At 61.9% G+C, this 16,065-nt stretch carries 12 protein-coding genes; all 12 read left to right on the top strand.

Annotated features, from left to right (window positions below; all coding sequences use genetic code 11):
• The first annotated feature begins 222 nt into the window (after positions 1-222).
• A complete protein-coding gene (locus NTD87_RS01280) occupies positions 223-1,014 on the top strand; it encodes an enoyl-CoA hydratase/isomerase family protein (RefSeq protein ID WP_262111307.1) in 792 nt (263 codons plus the stop codon).
• Positions 1,015-1,059: 45 nt separating this feature from the next.
• Complete coding sequence (locus NTD87_RS01275; RefSeq protein ID WP_262111306.1) at positions 1,060-2,220, top strand: acyl-CoA dehydrogenase family protein; 1,161 nt, start codon at positions 1,060-1,062, stop codon at positions 2,218-2,220.
• An 18-nt stretch (positions 2,221-2,238) separates the two neighbouring features.
• Positions 2,239-4,338: an acetate--CoA ligase family protein gene (locus NTD87_RS01270; RefSeq protein ID WP_262111305.1), complete on the top strand. Its 2,100-nt coding sequence runs from the start codon at positions 2,239-2,241 to the stop codon at positions 4,336-4,338.
• A gap of 10 nt (positions 4,339-4,348) precedes the next feature.
• The gene (locus NTD87_RS01265; RefSeq protein ID WP_262111304.1) at positions 4,349-5,956 is read left to right on the top strand and encodes a 5-guanidino-2-oxopentanoate decarboxylase; all 1,608 of its coding nucleotides are present in this window, start codon (positions 4,349-4,351) and stop codon (positions 5,954-5,956) included.
• Positions 5,957-6,011: 55 nt separating this feature from the next.
• Positions 6,012-7,202, top strand: coding sequence for a pyridoxal phosphate-dependent aminotransferase (locus tag NTD87_RS01260; protein ID WP_262111301.1), 1,191 nt, complete (start codon positions 6,012-6,014; stop codon positions 7,200-7,202).
• Positions 7,195-8,610: an aldehyde dehydrogenase family protein gene (locus tag NTD87_RS01255; protein ID WP_262111300.1), complete on the top strand. Its 1,416-nt coding sequence runs from the start codon at positions 7,195-7,197 to the stop codon at positions 8,608-8,610. The genes NTD87_RS01260 and NTD87_RS01255 overlap by 8 nt, the downstream gene beginning before the upstream one ends.
• Positions 8,611-8,725: 115 nt before the next feature.
• Positions 8,726-10,339: an ABC transporter substrate-binding protein gene (locus NTD87_RS01250; RefSeq protein WP_262111299.1), complete on the top strand. Its 1,614-nt coding sequence runs from the start codon at positions 8,726-8,728 to the stop codon at positions 10,337-10,339.
• Between the two features lie 181 nt (positions 10,340-10,520).
• Positions 10,521-11,480 carry an ABC transporter permease gene (locus NTD87_RS01245; RefSeq protein ID WP_262111298.1) on the top strand — a complete coding sequence of 320 codons (960 nt, stop codon included), beginning with the start codon at positions 10,521-10,523 and terminating at the stop codon, positions 11,478-11,480.
• Positions 11,481-11,483: 3 nt separating this feature from the next.
• Positions 11,484-12,311 (top strand): ABC transporter permease, encoded by an 828-nt coding sequence (locus tag NTD87_RS01240; RefSeq protein WP_262111297.1) that lies wholly within the window; start codon positions 11,484-11,486, stop codon positions 12,309-12,311.
• 2 nt (positions 12,312-12,313) lie between these two features.
• The gene (locus NTD87_RS01235; protein WP_262111295.1) at positions 12,314-13,969 is read left to right on the top strand and encodes an ABC transporter ATP-binding protein; all 1,656 of its coding nucleotides are present in this window, start codon (positions 12,314-12,316) and stop codon (positions 13,967-13,969) included.
• 9 nt (positions 13,970-13,978) lie between these two features.
• Positions 13,979-14,701 (top strand): NAD(P)H-dependent oxidoreductase, encoded by a 723-nt coding sequence (locus NTD87_RS01230; protein WP_262111293.1) that lies wholly within the window; start codon positions 13,979-13,981, stop codon positions 14,699-14,701.
• Positions 14,702-14,935: 234 nt separating this feature from the next.
• The gene (locus tag NTD87_RS01225) at positions 14,936-16,039 is read left to right on the top strand and encodes a polyamine ABC transporter substrate-binding protein (protein ID WP_262111292.1); all 1,104 of its coding nucleotides are present in this window, start codon (positions 14,936-14,938) and stop codon (positions 16,037-16,039) included.
• Positions 16,040-16,065 lie beyond the last annotated feature (26 nt).

Raw genomic sequence — 16,065 nt, 5'->3', positions numbered from 1 at the left:
AGGGTGAAGCACTTTCTCCCGGTACACGGTTGTTCAAAGTTGTAACAGCGTAATCTCCTCAAGATCTCCCCGCACAAATAAACCCTTTAAATACAAAGTGATGAAGACGATTTTAGGTTGTTACAACCAATTTCTGCACAGATTGCCGTCTTACTGAACACTCGTTTAGTATGGCCTCAAGTCGCATCACCTCATGCCAAACACAATAATTCGAGGACTCGCATGACTACTCAATCTTCTCTACTCAGTCAGGTCGAAGCAGGCGTTGCCTGGATCACCCTCAATCGCACCGCTCAGCGCAATGCGCTGGATATTCCAACCCTGAAAAACCTTCACGCCTTGCTCGATGGCTTCAATGCCGACCCTGCGGTTCGGGTTGTCGTGCTGACCGGCAGCGGCCGCAGTTTCTGCGCCGGTGCCGACCTTGCCGAGTGGGCCGAAGCCGAAGCCCGTGGCGCGCTGGAAAGCTACGGCTGGACCGAAACCGCCCATGCGCTGATGAGCCGGCTGTACAGCCTGGACAAACCGACCATCGCCGCCATCAACGGCACCGCCGTCGGTGCCGGGATGGACCTGACGCTGTGCTGCGACCTGCGCATCGCCGGACAATCGGCGCGGTTCAAGGCCGGTTACACCGGCATGGCCTACTCGCCGGATGCCGGTGCCAGTTGGCACTTGCCACGGCTGATCGGCACTGAACAGGCCAAACGCCTGCTGTTCCTCGACGAATTATGGGGCGCCGATCGCGCCCTGGCAGCCGGGCTGGTCAGCGAAGTCTGCGCCGATGAACAACTGCTCTGTGCCGCCAGTGAATTGGCTGCACGTCTGGCCAGCGGCCCGACTTTCGCGTTTGCCCAGACCAAAAAACTCATGCGCGAAGGCGCCCAGCGCAGCCTGCCAGAACAACTGCAAGCCGAGCTGGCGGCGGGGTTGCTCTGCGGTCGCAGTGAAGACGGCACCGAAGCCCTGCGCGCCGCTATGGAAAAGCGCCCTGCACAGTTTGTCGGCAAGTAGGCCCGCGTCGCTCATCTTTTCAGTAATCGAACAACAGGTAACACCATGAATTTCCAACTGACCCAAGAACAAGAAATGTTGGTGGACGCGGTACGCAGCTTTGTCACCAAGGAACTGCTGCCCCATGAGGAAGCGGTCGATCGTGCTGACGAAGTGTCCCCGGAGCTGGCGGCGCAGATTCGCGGCAAGGCCATCGCCGCCGGCTTTTATGCCTTCAACATGCCTGAAGAAGTGGGCGGTGGCGGCCTCGATTACCTGTCCCAGGCGCTGATCGAACGTGAACTGTCCAAGGTTTCCTGGGCGCTGCATGTGTTTGTCGCACGGCCATCGAAAATCCTCATGGCCTGCACCGGCCAGCAGATCAATGACTACCTGCTGCCGTGCATCCAGGGCGAGAAAATCGACTGCTTCGCGCTGACCGAGCCGGGCGCCGGTTCTGATGCCAACGCGATCAAGACCCGCGCCGTACGCGACGGTGATGACTTCGTCCTGAACGGCAGCAAGCACTTCATCAGCCACGCCGGGCACGCCGATTTCGCCATCGTGTTCGCGGTGACCGACACCTATGAACACAACGGCCGCAAGCGCAACGCCGTGACCTCGTTCCTGGTGGATCGCAACACCCCAGGCATGACCATTCGCCGTGGACCCAAGTGCGTGAGCAACCGCGGTTATCACACCTTCGAGATGTTCTTTGACGATTGCCGCGTACCCGCGTCCAAAGTGCTCGGCGAAGTCGGCAAGGGTTGGGAAGTGGCCAACGCCTGGCTCACTGCCGGGCGGGTGATGGTCGCGGCCAATTGCGTCGGTCAGGCCCAGCGCGCACTGGATGTGTCGCTGCAATGGGCGGCGGATCGCAAGCAGTTCGGCCAGCCGATCGGCACCTATCAGGGTGTGTCGTTCAAGTTGGCGGACATGGCCACGCAAATCCGCGCGGCCGAACTGCTGACCTTGCACACGGCGTGGAAAATGGATCAGGGCACGATGACCGATGGCGAAGCCGGGATGGCCAAGTTGTTCGCCAGTGAAGTGTTGGGGCGGGCGGCCGATGAGGCGGTGCAGATCTTTGGCGGCATGGGCTTGATGGATGAAGGGCCGGTGGAGCGCATCTGGCGTAACGCGCGGATCGAACGGATCTGGGAAGGCACCTCGGAAATCCAGCGCCACATCATTTCCCGCGAGCTGCTGCGGCCGCTGTTGCGCTGATCGGCCCGGAGAATACCTATGTCCCAGACGATTCGTGACAACCTCAAACGCCTGCTCGCGCCGCGCCATCTGGCGTTTGTCGGTGGCCGCAGCATGGCCCGGGCCCTCAAGCGCTGCTTGGAGGGTGGCTACCTTGGGCAAATGTGGCTGGTCAACCCGCAGCATGAAAGCCTTGAAGGCGTGCCGTGTGTACGCAGCATCGCCGAGCTGCCGTGCGGCCCGGACGCGGTGTTCGTCGCGACCAACCGTGAATTGACCCTGACCTGCGTGGCCGAACTGGCTGCCAAGGGCGCGGGCGGAGTGATTTGCTACGCCTCCGGTTTTGCCGAGACCGGCGCCGAAGGTCAGGCCCTGCAAGCGCAATTGCTCAAGGTTGCCGGCAACATGGCCTTGCTCGGCCCCAACTGCTACGGCTTGCTCGACTACCTGCACAGCTCGGCGCTGTGGCCGGTGGCCCACGGCGGTAAACCGGTGGAGAAGGGTGTGGCGGTGCTGACCCAGAGCGGCAACTTTGCCTACAACCTGTCCATGAGCGACCGCTCGCTGCCGGTGGCCTATATGGCGTCGGTCGGCAATCAGGCGCAGCTGGGCGTCGCCGAATTGATGGACGTGTTGCTCGACGAACCTCGGGTCACCGCCATTGGCTTGCACCTGGAAGGCCTGAAAAACGTTCCCGGTTTCGCCCGTGCGGCGCACAAGGCGCTGGAGAAGGGCATTCCGATCATCGCCTTGAAAACCGGCGTGTCGCAGATCGGTGCCGAACTGGCCCTCAGTCACACCAGCTCGCTGTCGGGGTCCGATGCGCTGTACGACAGCCTGTTTACACGGCTTGGGGTGATCCGCGTCAGTGGTCCAGTGAGTTTCGTCGAAACCCTCAAGGCTGCGGCGTGCGGCAGGCTACCAGCGGGCAACAGCCTGATCGCGCTGGCCTGTTCGGGCGGCGACGCCGGGTTGATTGCCGACTATGCCGAACGCAACGACCTGAGCCTGCCCAAGCTTGATGAGGGCCAACGTGGTGAACTGGCGCAGGTGCTGCCGAGCTACGCCAACCTGGTCAATCCGCTGGACTTCACCACGGCGATCTGGGGCGACGGCGACGCCTTGAACCGCATGCTCGACAGCGCCCTGCGCACTGAGGCCGATGCGGCGATGCTGGTGCTGGATTACCCGTCGGAGTTCACTGGCGAGCGCAAGGAATGCGACCTGCTGCTGGAATTGTACTGCGCCGCATTGGTTCGCCACGGCAAGACCGGATTCGTGACTTCGGCCTTTCCGGAACTGCTGCCGGCCAGTGCTCGCGAGCGTCTGCATGCGCAGGGTGTGGCGGCGTTGCAAGGCGTGGAAGACGGCTTGGCCGCGTGGGGCCGAATCGCCGGTTATCAGCGCAACCGTCAGGCATTGCTGGCGCTCGGTGAGTCGGCATTGGTGCCGCTGTGTCCGCAGGCGCTGGACGGTGAAGGCCGCTTGCTCAACGAGTGGGACTCCAAACAGGCGTTGCGCGCCTTTGGTCTGCCAACCCCGAACGGCGTGTTGAGCACCCCGGACACGGCACTGAATGACGCCAATGCACTGGGTTACCCCTTGGTGCTGAAGGCCGTTAGTGCGCAATTGCCGCACAAAACCGAAGCCGGCGCGGTGGCGCTGAACCTGAAGGATGGCGCGGCCTTGAGCGCAGCGCTGGAAAAAATGCGCGTGAGCATTGCCGATTACGCGCCGGATGTAGCGTTCGATCAGCTGCTGCTGGAGCCCATGGCCACACCGCCGTTGGCTGAGTTGATCGTCGGCATCAAACGCGAAAACGACTTTGGCCTGGCCTTGGTGATGGGCGCCGGTGGAATTCTGGTGGAGTTGCTCAAGGACAGTCGCAGCCTGCTGCTGCCCACCACCGATGGCGCGATTCGCGGGGCGTTGTTGAGCCTGCGCAGTGCCGCGTTGCTGCAAGGTTTTCGTGGTCGCCAAGCGGCGGACCTGGACGCGCTGGTGGCGGCGATCCGCGCGGTGGCCGATTACGCCTGCGAGAACGCCGGACAATTGCTGGAACTCGATGTGAATCCATTATTGGTCGGTGCCCACGGCACGACTGCCGTCGATGCGTTGATTCGCCTCGGCCACAAGTGAGGATATGAACATGCAAACCACGACTTTGACCGGCGGCCAGACCCTGGTACGCCTGCTGGCCAATTACGGCGTCGACACCGTGTTCGGTATTCCCGGGGTACACACCCTGGAACTGTATCGCGGCCTGCCCGGCAGCGGCATTCGCCATGTGTTGACCCGTCACGAGCAAGGCGCCAGTTTCATGGCCGACGGCTATGCGCGGGTCAGCGGCAAACCCGGCGTGTGCTTCATCATCACCGGGCCAGGTGTGACCAATGCCGCCACTGGCATCGGTCAGGCCTATGCCGACTCGATTCCGATGCTGGTGATTTCCAGCGTCAACCACACCGCCAGCCTCGGCAAGGGTTGGGGCTGCCTGCACGAAACCCAGGACCAGCGCGCAATGACCGCGCCGATCACCGCGTTCTCGGCCGTCGCGCTGACTGCCGAGGACCTGCCCGAGCTGATCGCCCGCGCCTATGCGGTGTTCGACAGCGAGCGTCCGCGCCCGGTGCACATCTCGGTGCCGCTGGATGTGTTGTCAGCGCAGGTGACCCGCGACTGGAGCCATGAAGTGGTGCGTCGACCTGGGCGTGGTGTTCCTGCAGCCACTGCGCTGGATCAGGCGGTGGCCAAGTTGAACGCGGCCAAGCGCCCTATGATCATCGCCGGTGGCGGAGCGCTGAACGCGGCGCAGGAACTGCAGAGCCTCAGCACTCGACTGGCTGCACCGTTTTTCACCAGCGTCGCCGGCAAAGGCTTGATGCCGCCGGATGCACCGCTCAACGCCGGCTCGACCCTGTGTGTTGAACCCGGCTGGCAACTGATCGCCGAGGCTGACGTAGTGCTGGCGGTCGGCACCGAAATGTCCGACGCCGATTTCTGGCGCGAACGTCTGCCGCTGAATGCCGAACTGCTGCGCGTGGACATCGACCCACGCAAGTTCAACGACTTCTACCCATGTGCAGTGGCGTTGCACGGCGATTCGCAACAAACCCTGGCCGCGTTGCTGGAGCGTCTGTCGCCAGTCACGCGGGATGCCAGTGCGGCGATTGCCTCCGTCGCTGCATTGCGTGACGCGGTGAAAGCCGGCCACGGTCCGTTGCAGTCGATCCATCAGGCGATTCTCGAGCGCATCGCCGCCGAACTGCCGGACAACGCGTTCATCAGCACCGACATGACCCAGTTGGCCTACACCGGCAACTACGCCTTCAACAGCCTGGCGCCGCGCAGTTGGCTGCATCCGACCGGCTACGGCACCTTGGGGTATGGCTTGCCGGCGGGGATCGGCGCCAAGTTCGGCGCGCCGCAGCGGCCAGGACTGGTGCTGGTCGGCGACGGCGGTTTTCTCTACACCGCGCAGGAACTGGCGACGGCCGTCGAGGAACTGGACAGCCCGCTGGTGGTGTTGCTGTGGAACAACGACGCACTGGGGCAGATTCGCGACGACATGCTCGGGCTGGATATCGAGCCGATTGGCGTGCTGCCGCGTAACCCGGATTTTGCTGCGCTGGGTCGTGCATTCGGTTGCACGGTCAGCCAGCCGCAGAGTCTGGCGCAGCTGCAAACCGATTTGCGCCACGGCTTCCAGCGCAACGGCGTGACCCTGATCGAACTCAAGCATGCGTGCGCGCACTGAGTTTTAACCTGACTTTCAAACATTGCTTCGGGGCTTTTTTTAAGGGGATAGGGCCATGCGCTTTTCCGATCTGACTCAACGTATTGCCGGTGACGGCGCCGCCGCCTGGGACATTCATTACCGCGCACTGGCGCTGCAAGAACAGGGCGAAGACATTCTGCTGCTGTCGGTGGGCGACCCGGATTTCGACACCCCGGCGCCGATCGTGCAGGCGGCCATCGACAGCCTGTTGTCCGGTAACACTCACTACGCCGAAGTGCGTGGCAAGCGCGCCCTGCGTGAAAGCATCGCCAAGCGTCACCAACTACGCAGCGGTCAGCCGGTTTCGGCCGATCAGGTCACCGTGCTGGCCGGGGCGCAATGTGCACTGTTCAGCGTCGCCCAATGCGTGCTCAACCCCGGCGATGAAGTGATTGTCGCCGAGCCGATGTACGTGACCTATGAGGCGGTGTTTGGTGCTTGCGGCGCGGTGGTGATTCCGGTGCCGGTGCGCTCCGAAAACGGTTTTCGGGTATTGCCCGAAGACGTCGCCGCACGCATCACTCCGCGCACCCGGGCACTGGCGCTGAACAGCCCGCACAACCCGTCGGGCGCCAGTCTGCCGCGCACCACCTGGCAGGCGCTGGCAGAGCTGTGCATCGCCCACGACCTGTGGCTGATTTCCGATGAGGTCTACAGCGAGTTGCTGTTCGAGGGCGAACACGTCAGCCCGGCCAGTTTGCCGAGCATGGCCGAGCGCACCGCGACGCTGAACAGCCTGTCGAAATCCCACGCCATGAGCGGCTGGCGCGTTGGCTGGGTGGTGGCGCCGCCGTCATTGGCGGCGCATCTGGAGAATCTTGCGCTGTGCATGCTTTATGGCTCGCCGGACTTCGTTCAGGACGCTGCCATCGTGGCGCTGGAAAGCAACTTGCCGGAGCTGGCAGCGATGCGCGACGCCTATCGCCAGCGCCGCGATCTGGTTTGCGAATCCCTGGCCGATTGCCCCGGTGTGCGCCCGTTGAAGCCCGATGGCGGGATGTTCGTGATGGTCGATATCCGCAAAACCGGGCTCAGCGCCCAGGCGTTTGCTGATCGCTTGCTCGACCGTCACGGGGTGTCGGTGCTGGCCGGTGAAGCGTTCGGCCCGAGCGCTGCCGGGCATATTCGTTTGGGTCTGGTAGTGGGGGCGGAGCTGCTGCGTGATGCCTGCCAGCGGATCGCCCGTTGCGCCAGCGAACTGCTGGAGGCTCAGGTCCATGCATAAGCACACGGCACTGTTTATTGATGGACGCTGGCAAACGCCGTCGGGGCAGGGCATTGCCGAAGTGATCAACCCGGCGACTGAGGAAGTCGCAGGCTCGGTACCGCTAGGCAATGAGCACGATGTCGAGAACGCGGTGGCCGCGGCACGTCGAGCCTTCGGACCCTGGTCACGGACGCCGTCCAGCGTACGCGCCGGCTACATCCGCGCCCTCGCCGAGCAGTTGCGCGCGCGGGCCGACGAGATGGCGGCGGTGATCACTGCTGAACTGGGGATGCCGGTGCAGTGGTGCCGTTCGGTTCAGGTGGACGGGCCGATCATCGGGCTGGACCAGTACGTCGAACTCGCCGGGCTGATGGATGAGGTGCGTGAGGTCGGCAACTCACTGGTCATCCGCGAGGCGGTGGGGGTCTGCGCCTTTATCAATCCATGGAACTACCCGCTGCATCAACTGATCGGCAAGCTCGCACCGGCACTGGCCGCCGGTTGTACAGTAGTGGTCAAGCCGAGTCAGGAAACCCCGCTGCACGCCTTTTTGCTGGCGCAGATGATCGAGGCCATCGGCTTGCCGGCCGGGGTGTTCAACCTGGTCAGCGGGCCGGGGTCGAAAGTCGGTGAAGCGCTGGCCAAGCACCCGGACGTCGACATGGTGTCGTTCACCGGCTCCACCGGCGCCGGCGTGCGAGTGGCGCAAGCGGCGGCACCGTCGGTGAAACGCGTCTGCCTGGAACTGGGCGGCAAGTCGCCGCTGCTGATCGGCGAGGACGCTGATCTGGCCGCCGCGGTGCGCTACGGCGTACAGGACGTGATGATCAACTCCGGGCAGACCTGCACCGCGTTGACCCGCATGCTACTGCCGGCCAGTCGCTACGCCGAGGCCGTGGAGCTGGCCATCGCCGAAACCCAAAGTCTGCGGATGGGCGATCCACTGGACCCGCAAAGCTTCCTCGGGCCGATGTGCTCGGCGGCCCAACGTCGCACCGTGCGTGACTACATTCAGGTCGGCCAACAAGAAGGTGCACGGCTGCTGTGTGGCGGCGATGCGGCACATGAATTCGAGCGTGGCTTCTACGTCAGCCCGACCGTGTTCGCCGATGTCGACAACCGGATGCGCATCGCCCAGGAAGAAATCTTCGGCCCGGTGCTGTGCCTGATTCCCTATGCCGATGAGGCGCAGGCAATTCAGATCGCCAACGATTCACCGTTTGGTTTGTCCAGCGGCGTCTGGGCCGGCAGCGCTGAACGCGCCTTGCAACTGGGCCGTCAGCTGCGTGCGGGCCAGTGCTTCCTCAATGGCGCGGCGTTTAACTATCAGGCGCCGTTCGGTGGCTACAAACAATCGGGCAACGGCCGTGAATGGGGGGAAGAAGGGCTCAACGAGTTCGTCGAAGTGAAGGCGATTCAGGTGTGAACATTGAATAGGTTGACGATCCTTCGCACCGGGCTACTGCCCGGTGCTTTACGTGGTTTGGCATCGGTTTTCCGATGATTCATTACTTACTCTGCTTTTGATCAGGGGCAATGCAATGAGCGATAACAAAAACAACATTACTCAAGCGAACCATGACTCAAGTGTTACTCGTCGGGCATTTCTTGAAGGGAGCCTTAAATACAGCGCAGCCGCCGCAGCCGTGGCCGGGGCGTTTTCCATGGGGCTGCCATTCGGCGCCTTCGCCCAGGACAGCACGCCCAAACCGGGCGGGGTGTTGCGCCTTGGCCTGGCCGGCGGTAGCACCACCGATTCACGGGATCCCGGCTCCTGGAGCGACACCTTCACCTTCGTCGGTTTCTCTGCGGTCTATAACACCCTGAGCGAAATTGCCGTGGACGGCAGCGCCATTCCTGAACTGGCCGAGAGCTGGCAGTCGACGCCGGATGCGCGCATCTGGACCTTCAAACTGCGTCAGGGCGTGACCTTTCACAACGGCAAAACCCTGACCACCGATGACGTGGTGGCCTCGATCCAGCATCACCTGGGCGAAAAATCCACCTCGGCGGCCAAGACCGTATTGGGCGATGTCGCCCAGGTCCGCGCCCAAGGCACTGACAGCGTGGTGTTCGAACTGCATTCGGGCAACGCCGATTTCTCGTACGTGGTTGCCGATTACCATCTGGCGATCATGCCCAGCAAGGACGGCGTAGCGGATTGGCAGTCAGGCGTCGGCACCGGCGGTTATCGGCTCAAGGCGTTCGATCCGGGCGTGCGCATGCTGCTGGAGCGCAGCCCCGACTACTGGAAAGCGGGCCGGGCGCACTTCGCCAGTGCCGAGCTGATCTCGATTGCCGACGGCGCTGCGCGGGTCAATGCGCTGGTGACCGGGCAGGTCGATGTGATCAACAAGGTCGACCTGAAAACCGTGGCGCTGCTCAAGCGCAATCCGAACCTGTTTATCGAGGAAACCAAGGGCGCCCAGCACTACACCTTCCCGATGTTGTGCGACAGCAAAGAGTTCCAGAACAGCGATATTCGCATGGCGATGAAGCATGCGATCAACCGCGAAACCCTGCTGGCTTCGGTGCTGCACGGTTACGGTCTGGTGGGTAACGACCACCCGATCCAGCCCGGCAGCCGCTTCATCAATACTGCGCTGGAACAACGCACTTACGACCCGGACAAGTCGCGCTTCTACTTGCGCAAGGCCGGTGTGGATTCCCTGAAGGTTCGCCTGCAAGCCTCCGACGCGGCCTACACCGGCGCGGTGGATGCCTCGGTGCTGTTCAAGGAACAGGCCCGTCAGGCCGGGATCGATATCGACGTGGTGCGCGAGCCGGCGGATGGTTTCTTCTCCAACGTCTGGATGAAACAACCCTTCACCACCTCCTTCTGGTACAGCAGCCTGACCGCCGACCGGATGTTCAGCATCGGTTATGCCAAGGGCGCGGCCTGGAACGAAACCCACTGGGACAACCCGCGTTTCAACCAGTTGCTCAACGCCGCCCGAGGCGAGATGAACGACCCGCTGCGCCGCGAGATGTACAACGAAATGCAGGCGCTGTGCCGGGACGATGGCGGGGCGATTGTGCCGCTGTTCGCAAGCTCGGTGGCCGCACGTTCCAACCGGGTCAGTCACGCAGAACTCACCGCGCCCTACGGCGAACTGGATGGCTTGCGGGTTATCGAGCGGTGGTGGCAGGCGTAATGCGATATCTAAAACAGTGACGATCAACGGTGGGAGCGAGCCTGCTCCGGGCGGCGTTCCGACGATGACGGCAGCACGTTCAACATCAATGTTGGCTGACCGTCCGCTATCGCGAGCAGGCTCGCTCCCACAGTAGAAAGTCGTGGTCTTCGCAAGCGTGCCCAATTCGAGGAACTGTGCGGTGAATAGTATTTTCAAGTTGCTCCTCCAGCGTCTGGCGCTGGGGCTGTTATCGCTGTTTGCGGTCTCGGTGATTATCTTCCTGGCGGTCGGCATGCTGCCGGGGGATATCGCCCAGGCCATGCTCGGCCAGTCGGCCACCCCGGAAACCGTAGCGGCGTTTCGCGCTCAATTGGGCCTGGATCTGCCGCCGTTGACCCGCTTCGGCCACTGGATCTGGCACCTGCTGCAAGGTGATCTGGGCGTCTCGTTGGCCAACCAGCGACCGATTGCCGAGTTGGTCGCCGCACGCTTGGGCAACACCTTCAGTCTGGCGATGCTGGCGGCTCTGGTCTCAGTGCCGCTCGCACTCATGTTGGGGATGCTCGCGGCGCTGTATCGCAACAGCTGGTTCGACCGTTTGCTCAATACCACGGCGTTAAGCGCGGTGTCGTTTCCAGAGTTCTTCGTCGCGTACATCCTGATTCTGCTGTTCGCGGTGAAGCTCAATTGGTTCCCGAGCATTTCCAACCTGGCACCGGATGCTTCCTTTGGCACAGTGCTGGAGCGTTCGGTGCTGCCGGTCGCCACCCTGAGCCTGGTGGTCATCGCGCAGATGATGCGCATGACCCGCGCCTCCTTGATCAACCTGTTGGCCAGCCCGTACATCGAAATGGCGCGGCTCAAGGGCATCAGCCAGTCGCGGATCATCTTTCGTCACGCCTTGCCCAACGCCTTGGCGCCAATCGTCAACGTGGTGGCGCTGAACCTCGCTTACCTGGTGGTTGGCGTGGTCGTGGTCGAAGTGGTGTTCGTTTATCCCGGCCTCGGCCAATTGCTGGTGGACTCAGTGGCCAAGCGCGATATCCCGGTGGTCCAGGCCTGCAGCCTGATCTTCGCGGCAACTTACATCCTGCTCAATACCACCGCCGATGTGCTGTCCATCGCCAGCAACCCACGCCTGATGCATCCGAAGGGGTAGACCATGAGCCTGCTTAAACAATTGGTCCGGGCGCCGCTGAGTGCCAAGTTCGGTCTGTTGGTGATCATCCTGTACATCCTGGTGGCGCTGTTCGCCCCGGTGCTGGCGCCGTATGGCGAAACACAAGTGGTCGGCGACGGCTTCGCGTCCTGGAGCGGCCAGTTCCTGTTGGGCACCGACAACCTTGGTCGAGACATGTTCAGTCGTCTGGTCTATGGCGCGCGCAACACCTTGGGGATTGCCTTTCTGACCACGGTGCTGGCGTTTCTGCTGGGCGGCTTGAGCGGGTTGATCGCGGCAATCAAGGGCGGTTGGGTCGATCAGGGACTGTCGCGGGTGGTGGACATTCTGATGGCGATCCCGCAATTGATCTTCGCCTTGCTGATTCTCAGCGTGGTCGGCACCACGGCCACCTCGCTGGTGCTGGTGATCGCCTTGCTGGATGCGACCCGGGTGTTCCGCCTGTCGCGGGCGGTGGCGATGAACGTAGTGGTTCAGGACTTCGTTGAAGCCGCACGCCTGCGCGGTGAAGGCCTGTGGTGGCTGGTGACCCGAGAAGTGTTGCCCAACGCTGCCGCACCGTTGATTGCCGAGTTCGGTCTGCGCTTCTGTTTTGTGTTTTTGTTCATCAGCGCGCTGTCGTTTCTCGGCCTGGGCATTCAACCGCCCACCGCCGACTGGGGCAGCATGGTCCGCGACAACGCGGTGCTGATTACTTTCGGTGACATCAGTCCGCTGTTGCCCGCGCTGGCCGTGGCGTTGATCACGGTCAGCGTCAACTTCGTCGTTGACTGGATGCTGCATAAATCCAGCGGCCTCAAGGAATGCTGAACATGAACACCCTCAACAATGAAAGGCCGCTGCTGGAAATCCGCGATCTGCACATCGAAGGCCATTACGAAGATGCCTGGCATCCGCTGATCAAGGGCATCGACCTGACCCTGCAACGCGGTGAAGTACTGGGCTTGATCGGCGAATCCGGCGCTGGCAAGTCGACCCTCGGCCTGGCCGCCATGGGCTACACCCGTGACGGCTGCCGGATCACCGGCGGCTCGGTGCAGTTCGACGGCATGGACCTGCTGCTTGCCAAACCCGAAGCGTTGCGCAAACTGCGGGGCCTGCGGATCGCCTATGTCGCACAAAGTGCGGCGGCTTCGTTCAATCCGGCCCATCGGTTGATCGATCAGCACGTGGAAACGGCGGTCAAGAACGGTGGCATGAGCCGTGCTCAGGCGAAGCGCGAGGCGGTGGAACTGTATCGAGTGCTACGCCTGCCAAATCCCGAACAGATCGGCCAGCGCTATCCGCATCAGGTTTCCGGCGGGCAGTTGCAACGGGTTATGACCGCCATGGCCATGGCGTGCCATCCGGACCTGATCATCTTCGACGAACCGACCACTGCCCTTGATGTGACCACCCAGATTGAAGTGCTGGCGGCGATTCGCGATGCAGTGGCAACCTACGGCAGCGCGGCGATCTACATCAGCCACGACCTCGCGGTGGTGGCGCAGATGGCCGACCGGATCATGGTGTTGCGCCACGGCAAACGGGTGGAGGAGGCCGAGACTCGCCAGATGCTCGGCGATCCGCAAGAGGACTACACCAAGTCGCTGTGGGCGGTTCGCAGCTTTCGGACCGAACCCAAGCCGTGCCCGCAGCAGGAAAAACCGCTGCTGGAATTGCGCAACAGCTGCGCCAGTTATGGTCATCAGCCGGTGCTGCACGATGTCTCACTGAAACTCTATCGCGGCCAGACCCTGGCAGTGATCGGCGAGTCCGGCAGCGGTAAGAGTTCGACCGCACGCTTGATCACCGGGTTGCTGCCACCGACTAATGGTCAGGTGCTGTATGACGGTGAGGTGCTGCCCGCGGACTTTCGGCAGCGTAGCAAGGAGCAACTGCGGCGCATCCAGATGATCTATCAGATTCCCGATACCGCGCTCAACCCGCGTCAGCGCATAGTCGACATCATCGGTCGGCCGCTGACTTTTTACCTGGGGCTCAAGGGCAAGGCGATGCGTGCGCGGGTGGCGGAGCTGCTGGAAATGATCGAGCTCGATCCGGCGACCTTCATGGAGCGACAGCCCCGCGAGTTGTCCGGCGGGCAGAAGCAACGAATCTGTATCGCTCGGGCGCTGGCGGCTGATCCACAACTGATTATTTGCGATGAAGTGACCTCGGCGCTGGATCAACTGGTGGCCGAAGGCGTGCTGAAATTGCTCAACCGGATTCAACAGCAACTGGGTGTCGCCTACCTGTTTATCACCCATGATGTCGCCACGGTGCGGGCGATTGCCGATGAAGTGCTGGTGATGCAGCGGGGAAGGGTGGTCGACCACGGCTCGCGCAACGCCATCTTCAGGCCGCCGCATCAGGACTACACCGGGCTGCTGTTTTCATCCGAACCGCAAATGGACCCCGACTGGCTGGACCGGTTGCTGGCCGCACGCGCGTTACCGTCTTCAAACACAAAGCTTGCAAACGTCTAAGGAATTGCCATGAAAGTACTGATCGTCCACGCCCATCCGGAGCCGAAATCCTTTACCGCCGCCTTGCGTGACCAGGCTGTCGCGACCCTCGAAGCCCAGGGGCATGAGGTCCAGGTCAGTGACCTGTACGCCATGAACTGGAACCCGATCGCCAGCGCCGATGACTTTTCTTCGCGGGAAAACCCGGAGTACCTGGTCTATGCCCTGGAGCAACGTTTGGGCGTGAAGAGCCAGTCGCTGGCTGCGGATATCCAGTCTGAACTCGACAAGCTGCTGTGGGCGGATTTGCTGATTCTCAACTTCCCGATCTTCTGGTTCTCCGCGCCGGCGATGCTCAAGGGCTGGATCGACCGGGTGCTGGTGTCCGGCGTCTGCTACGGCGGCAAGCGCTTCTACGACCAGGGTGGGTTGAGTGGCAAGAAGGCGCTGGTGAGCGTGACCCTTGGCGGACGTGAGCACATGTTCGGCGAGGATGCGATTCATGGCCCGTTGCAGGACATGCTGCGGCCGATACTGCGCGGTACGCTGGCCTACGTCGGCTTCGACGTGCTGGAGCCGTTCGTGGCCTGGCATGTGCCTTACATCAGCGATGAGGCACGCCAGACGTTCCTTGAGGATTATCGCCAGCGCCTGGAACACCTTGGTGATGAGCAGGCGCTTGAGTTTCCGCGCTTGTCGCAGTTCGATGAGCAACTGTATCCGTTGCGTAAGCCGGCCACTGCCGATGCCTGATTAAGACCACATACCTTGTGGGAGCGAGCCTGCTCGCGAAGGCGGCGTGTCAGCCAACTAAGATGTTGAGGTTGATGGCCTCTTCGCGAGCAGGCTCGCTCCCACAGTGCTTTGTGCCGTGGGCAGCTCGCCGGTGGTTTCACCCCCATTCGGGGTATGGTGCCGCCCGCAAATTCCCTCAATAGTAGGCTCGTCCGCTCATCCAGAGCAGAGCTTGCTAAAAGGTGAAACTGCATGCGCAAGGCACTGAGGGTGATTTCCAGTCTGTTGCTTGCTCCCTTGTCGGTGGCGGTACACGCCACAGACGTGAACGATGCGAATACGTTGAGGTTGTTCAACTGGGCGGATTACATCGGCGAAAAGACCATTGCCAACTTTGAGAAAACCACCGGCATCAAAGTTGTTTACGACACCTTTGATTCATACGAAACGGTTCAGGCCAAGCTGCTGACCGGGCACTCCGGTTATGACCTGGTGGTGCTCAACGCGGCCCTGGTTCCTCCGCTGATCAAGGCCCATGTGTTCCAGCCACTGGATAAAAAGCTACTGCCTGGCTGGAGCAACCTCGACCCCAAGGTGCTGCAGAATTTACAAGGTTACGATGCCGGAGTGGCCTATTCGGCGCCTTATACCTGGGGCAGCAATGGCGTGACCTACAACGTTGACATGATCAAGGCGCGTATGCCGGACGCACCGATCGGCTCGTTGGCAATGATCTTCGACCCCAAGATTGTCTCGCGCTTCGCCGACTGCGGCGTAACCCTGGTCGATGCACCGACCGAAGTTATCCCGCTCGCGCTGAAGTACCTGGGACGTGACCCTCGCAGCGCCGCGCCGGAAGACCTCAAGGCTGCGCAGGACCTGCTGCTGTCGGTGCGGCCTTACATCAAGAAATTTGACTCGGTGAATTACCTCACCAGCCTGCCTAACGGTGATGTCTGCATGGCCATGACCTGGTCCGGCGACTATGCCACCGCCCAGGCCCGTGCCGAAGAAGCCAAGCTCAAAATCAAGCTGGCTTACTTCATTCCCAAGGAAGGCTCGCTGATCTGGTTCGACAACATGTACATCCCCGGTGACGCACTACATGTCGCCAACGCGCACAAGTTCCTCGAATACCTGTTGCAGCCGCAAGTCATGGCCGATGTCACCAACTTTATCCATTATGCCAATAGCAACTCGGCGGCAACCGCGCTGGTGGATGCCGATGTGCGCAGCAATCAGGCCATTTATCCCGACGATACGACCCGCGAACGCCTGTTTACGCAGAAGACTCAAGACGCAAAAGACATGCGGGCGATTACCCGTGTCTGGAGCACAGTGAAAACCGGGATGTAAGCCTTGAAGTAGCGTCAACGCTGAAT

Origin of the sequence: Pseudomonas sp. 6D_7.1_Bac1 (genome assembly GCF_025465945.1) — a bacterium.
In the GTDB taxonomy this organism is placed as follows: domain Bacteria; phylum Pseudomonadota; class Gammaproteobacteria; order Pseudomonadales; family Pseudomonadaceae; genus Aquipseudomonas.
Note: the sequence above shows the minus strand (reverse complement) of the source record. Positions and strands in the feature narration are given on the sequence as shown.

What these genes read in the sequence shown, in the direction of transcription:
- NTD87_RS01280 (WP_262111307.1), top strand. Translation starts at nt 223, where the DNA reads ATGACTACTCAATCTTCTCTACTCAGTCAGGTCGAAGCAGGCGTTGCC.
- NTD87_RS01275 (WP_262111306.1), top strand. Translation starts at nt 1,060, where the DNA reads ATGAATTTCCAACTGACCCAAGAACAAGAAATGTTGGTGGACGCGGTA.
- NTD87_RS01270 (WP_262111305.1), top strand. Translation starts at nt 2,239, where the DNA reads ATGTCCCAGACGATTCGTGACAACCTCAAACGCCTGCTCGCGCCGCGC.
- NTD87_RS01265 (WP_262111304.1), top strand. Translation starts at nt 4,349, where the DNA reads ATGCAAACCACGACTTTGACCGGCGGCCAGACCCTGGTACGCCTGCTG.
- NTD87_RS01260 (WP_262111301.1), top strand. Translation starts at nt 6,012, where the DNA reads ATGCGCTTTTCCGATCTGACTCAACGTATTGCCGGTGACGGCGCCGCC.
- NTD87_RS01255 (WP_262111300.1), top strand. Translation starts at nt 7,195, where the DNA reads ATGCATAAGCACACGGCACTGTTTATTGATGGACGCTGGCAAACGCCG.
- NTD87_RS01250 (WP_262111299.1), top strand. Translation starts at nt 8,726, where the DNA reads ATGAGCGATAACAAAAACAACATTACTCAAGCGAACCATGACTCAAGT.
- NTD87_RS01240 (WP_262111297.1), top strand. Translation starts at nt 11,484, where the DNA reads ATGAGCCTGCTTAAACAATTGGTCCGGGCGCCGCTGAGTGCCAAGTTC.
- NTD87_RS01235 (WP_262111295.1), top strand. Translation starts at nt 12,314, where the DNA reads ATGAACACCCTCAACAATGAAAGGCCGCTGCTGGAAATCCGCGATCTG.
- NTD87_RS01230 (WP_262111293.1), top strand. Translation starts at nt 13,979, where the DNA reads ATGAAAGTACTGATCGTCCACGCCCATCCGGAGCCGAAATCCTTTACC.
- NTD87_RS01225 (WP_262111292.1), top strand. Translation starts at nt 14,936, where the DNA reads ATGCGCAAGGCACTGAGGGTGATTTCCAGTCTGTTGCTTGCTCCCTTG.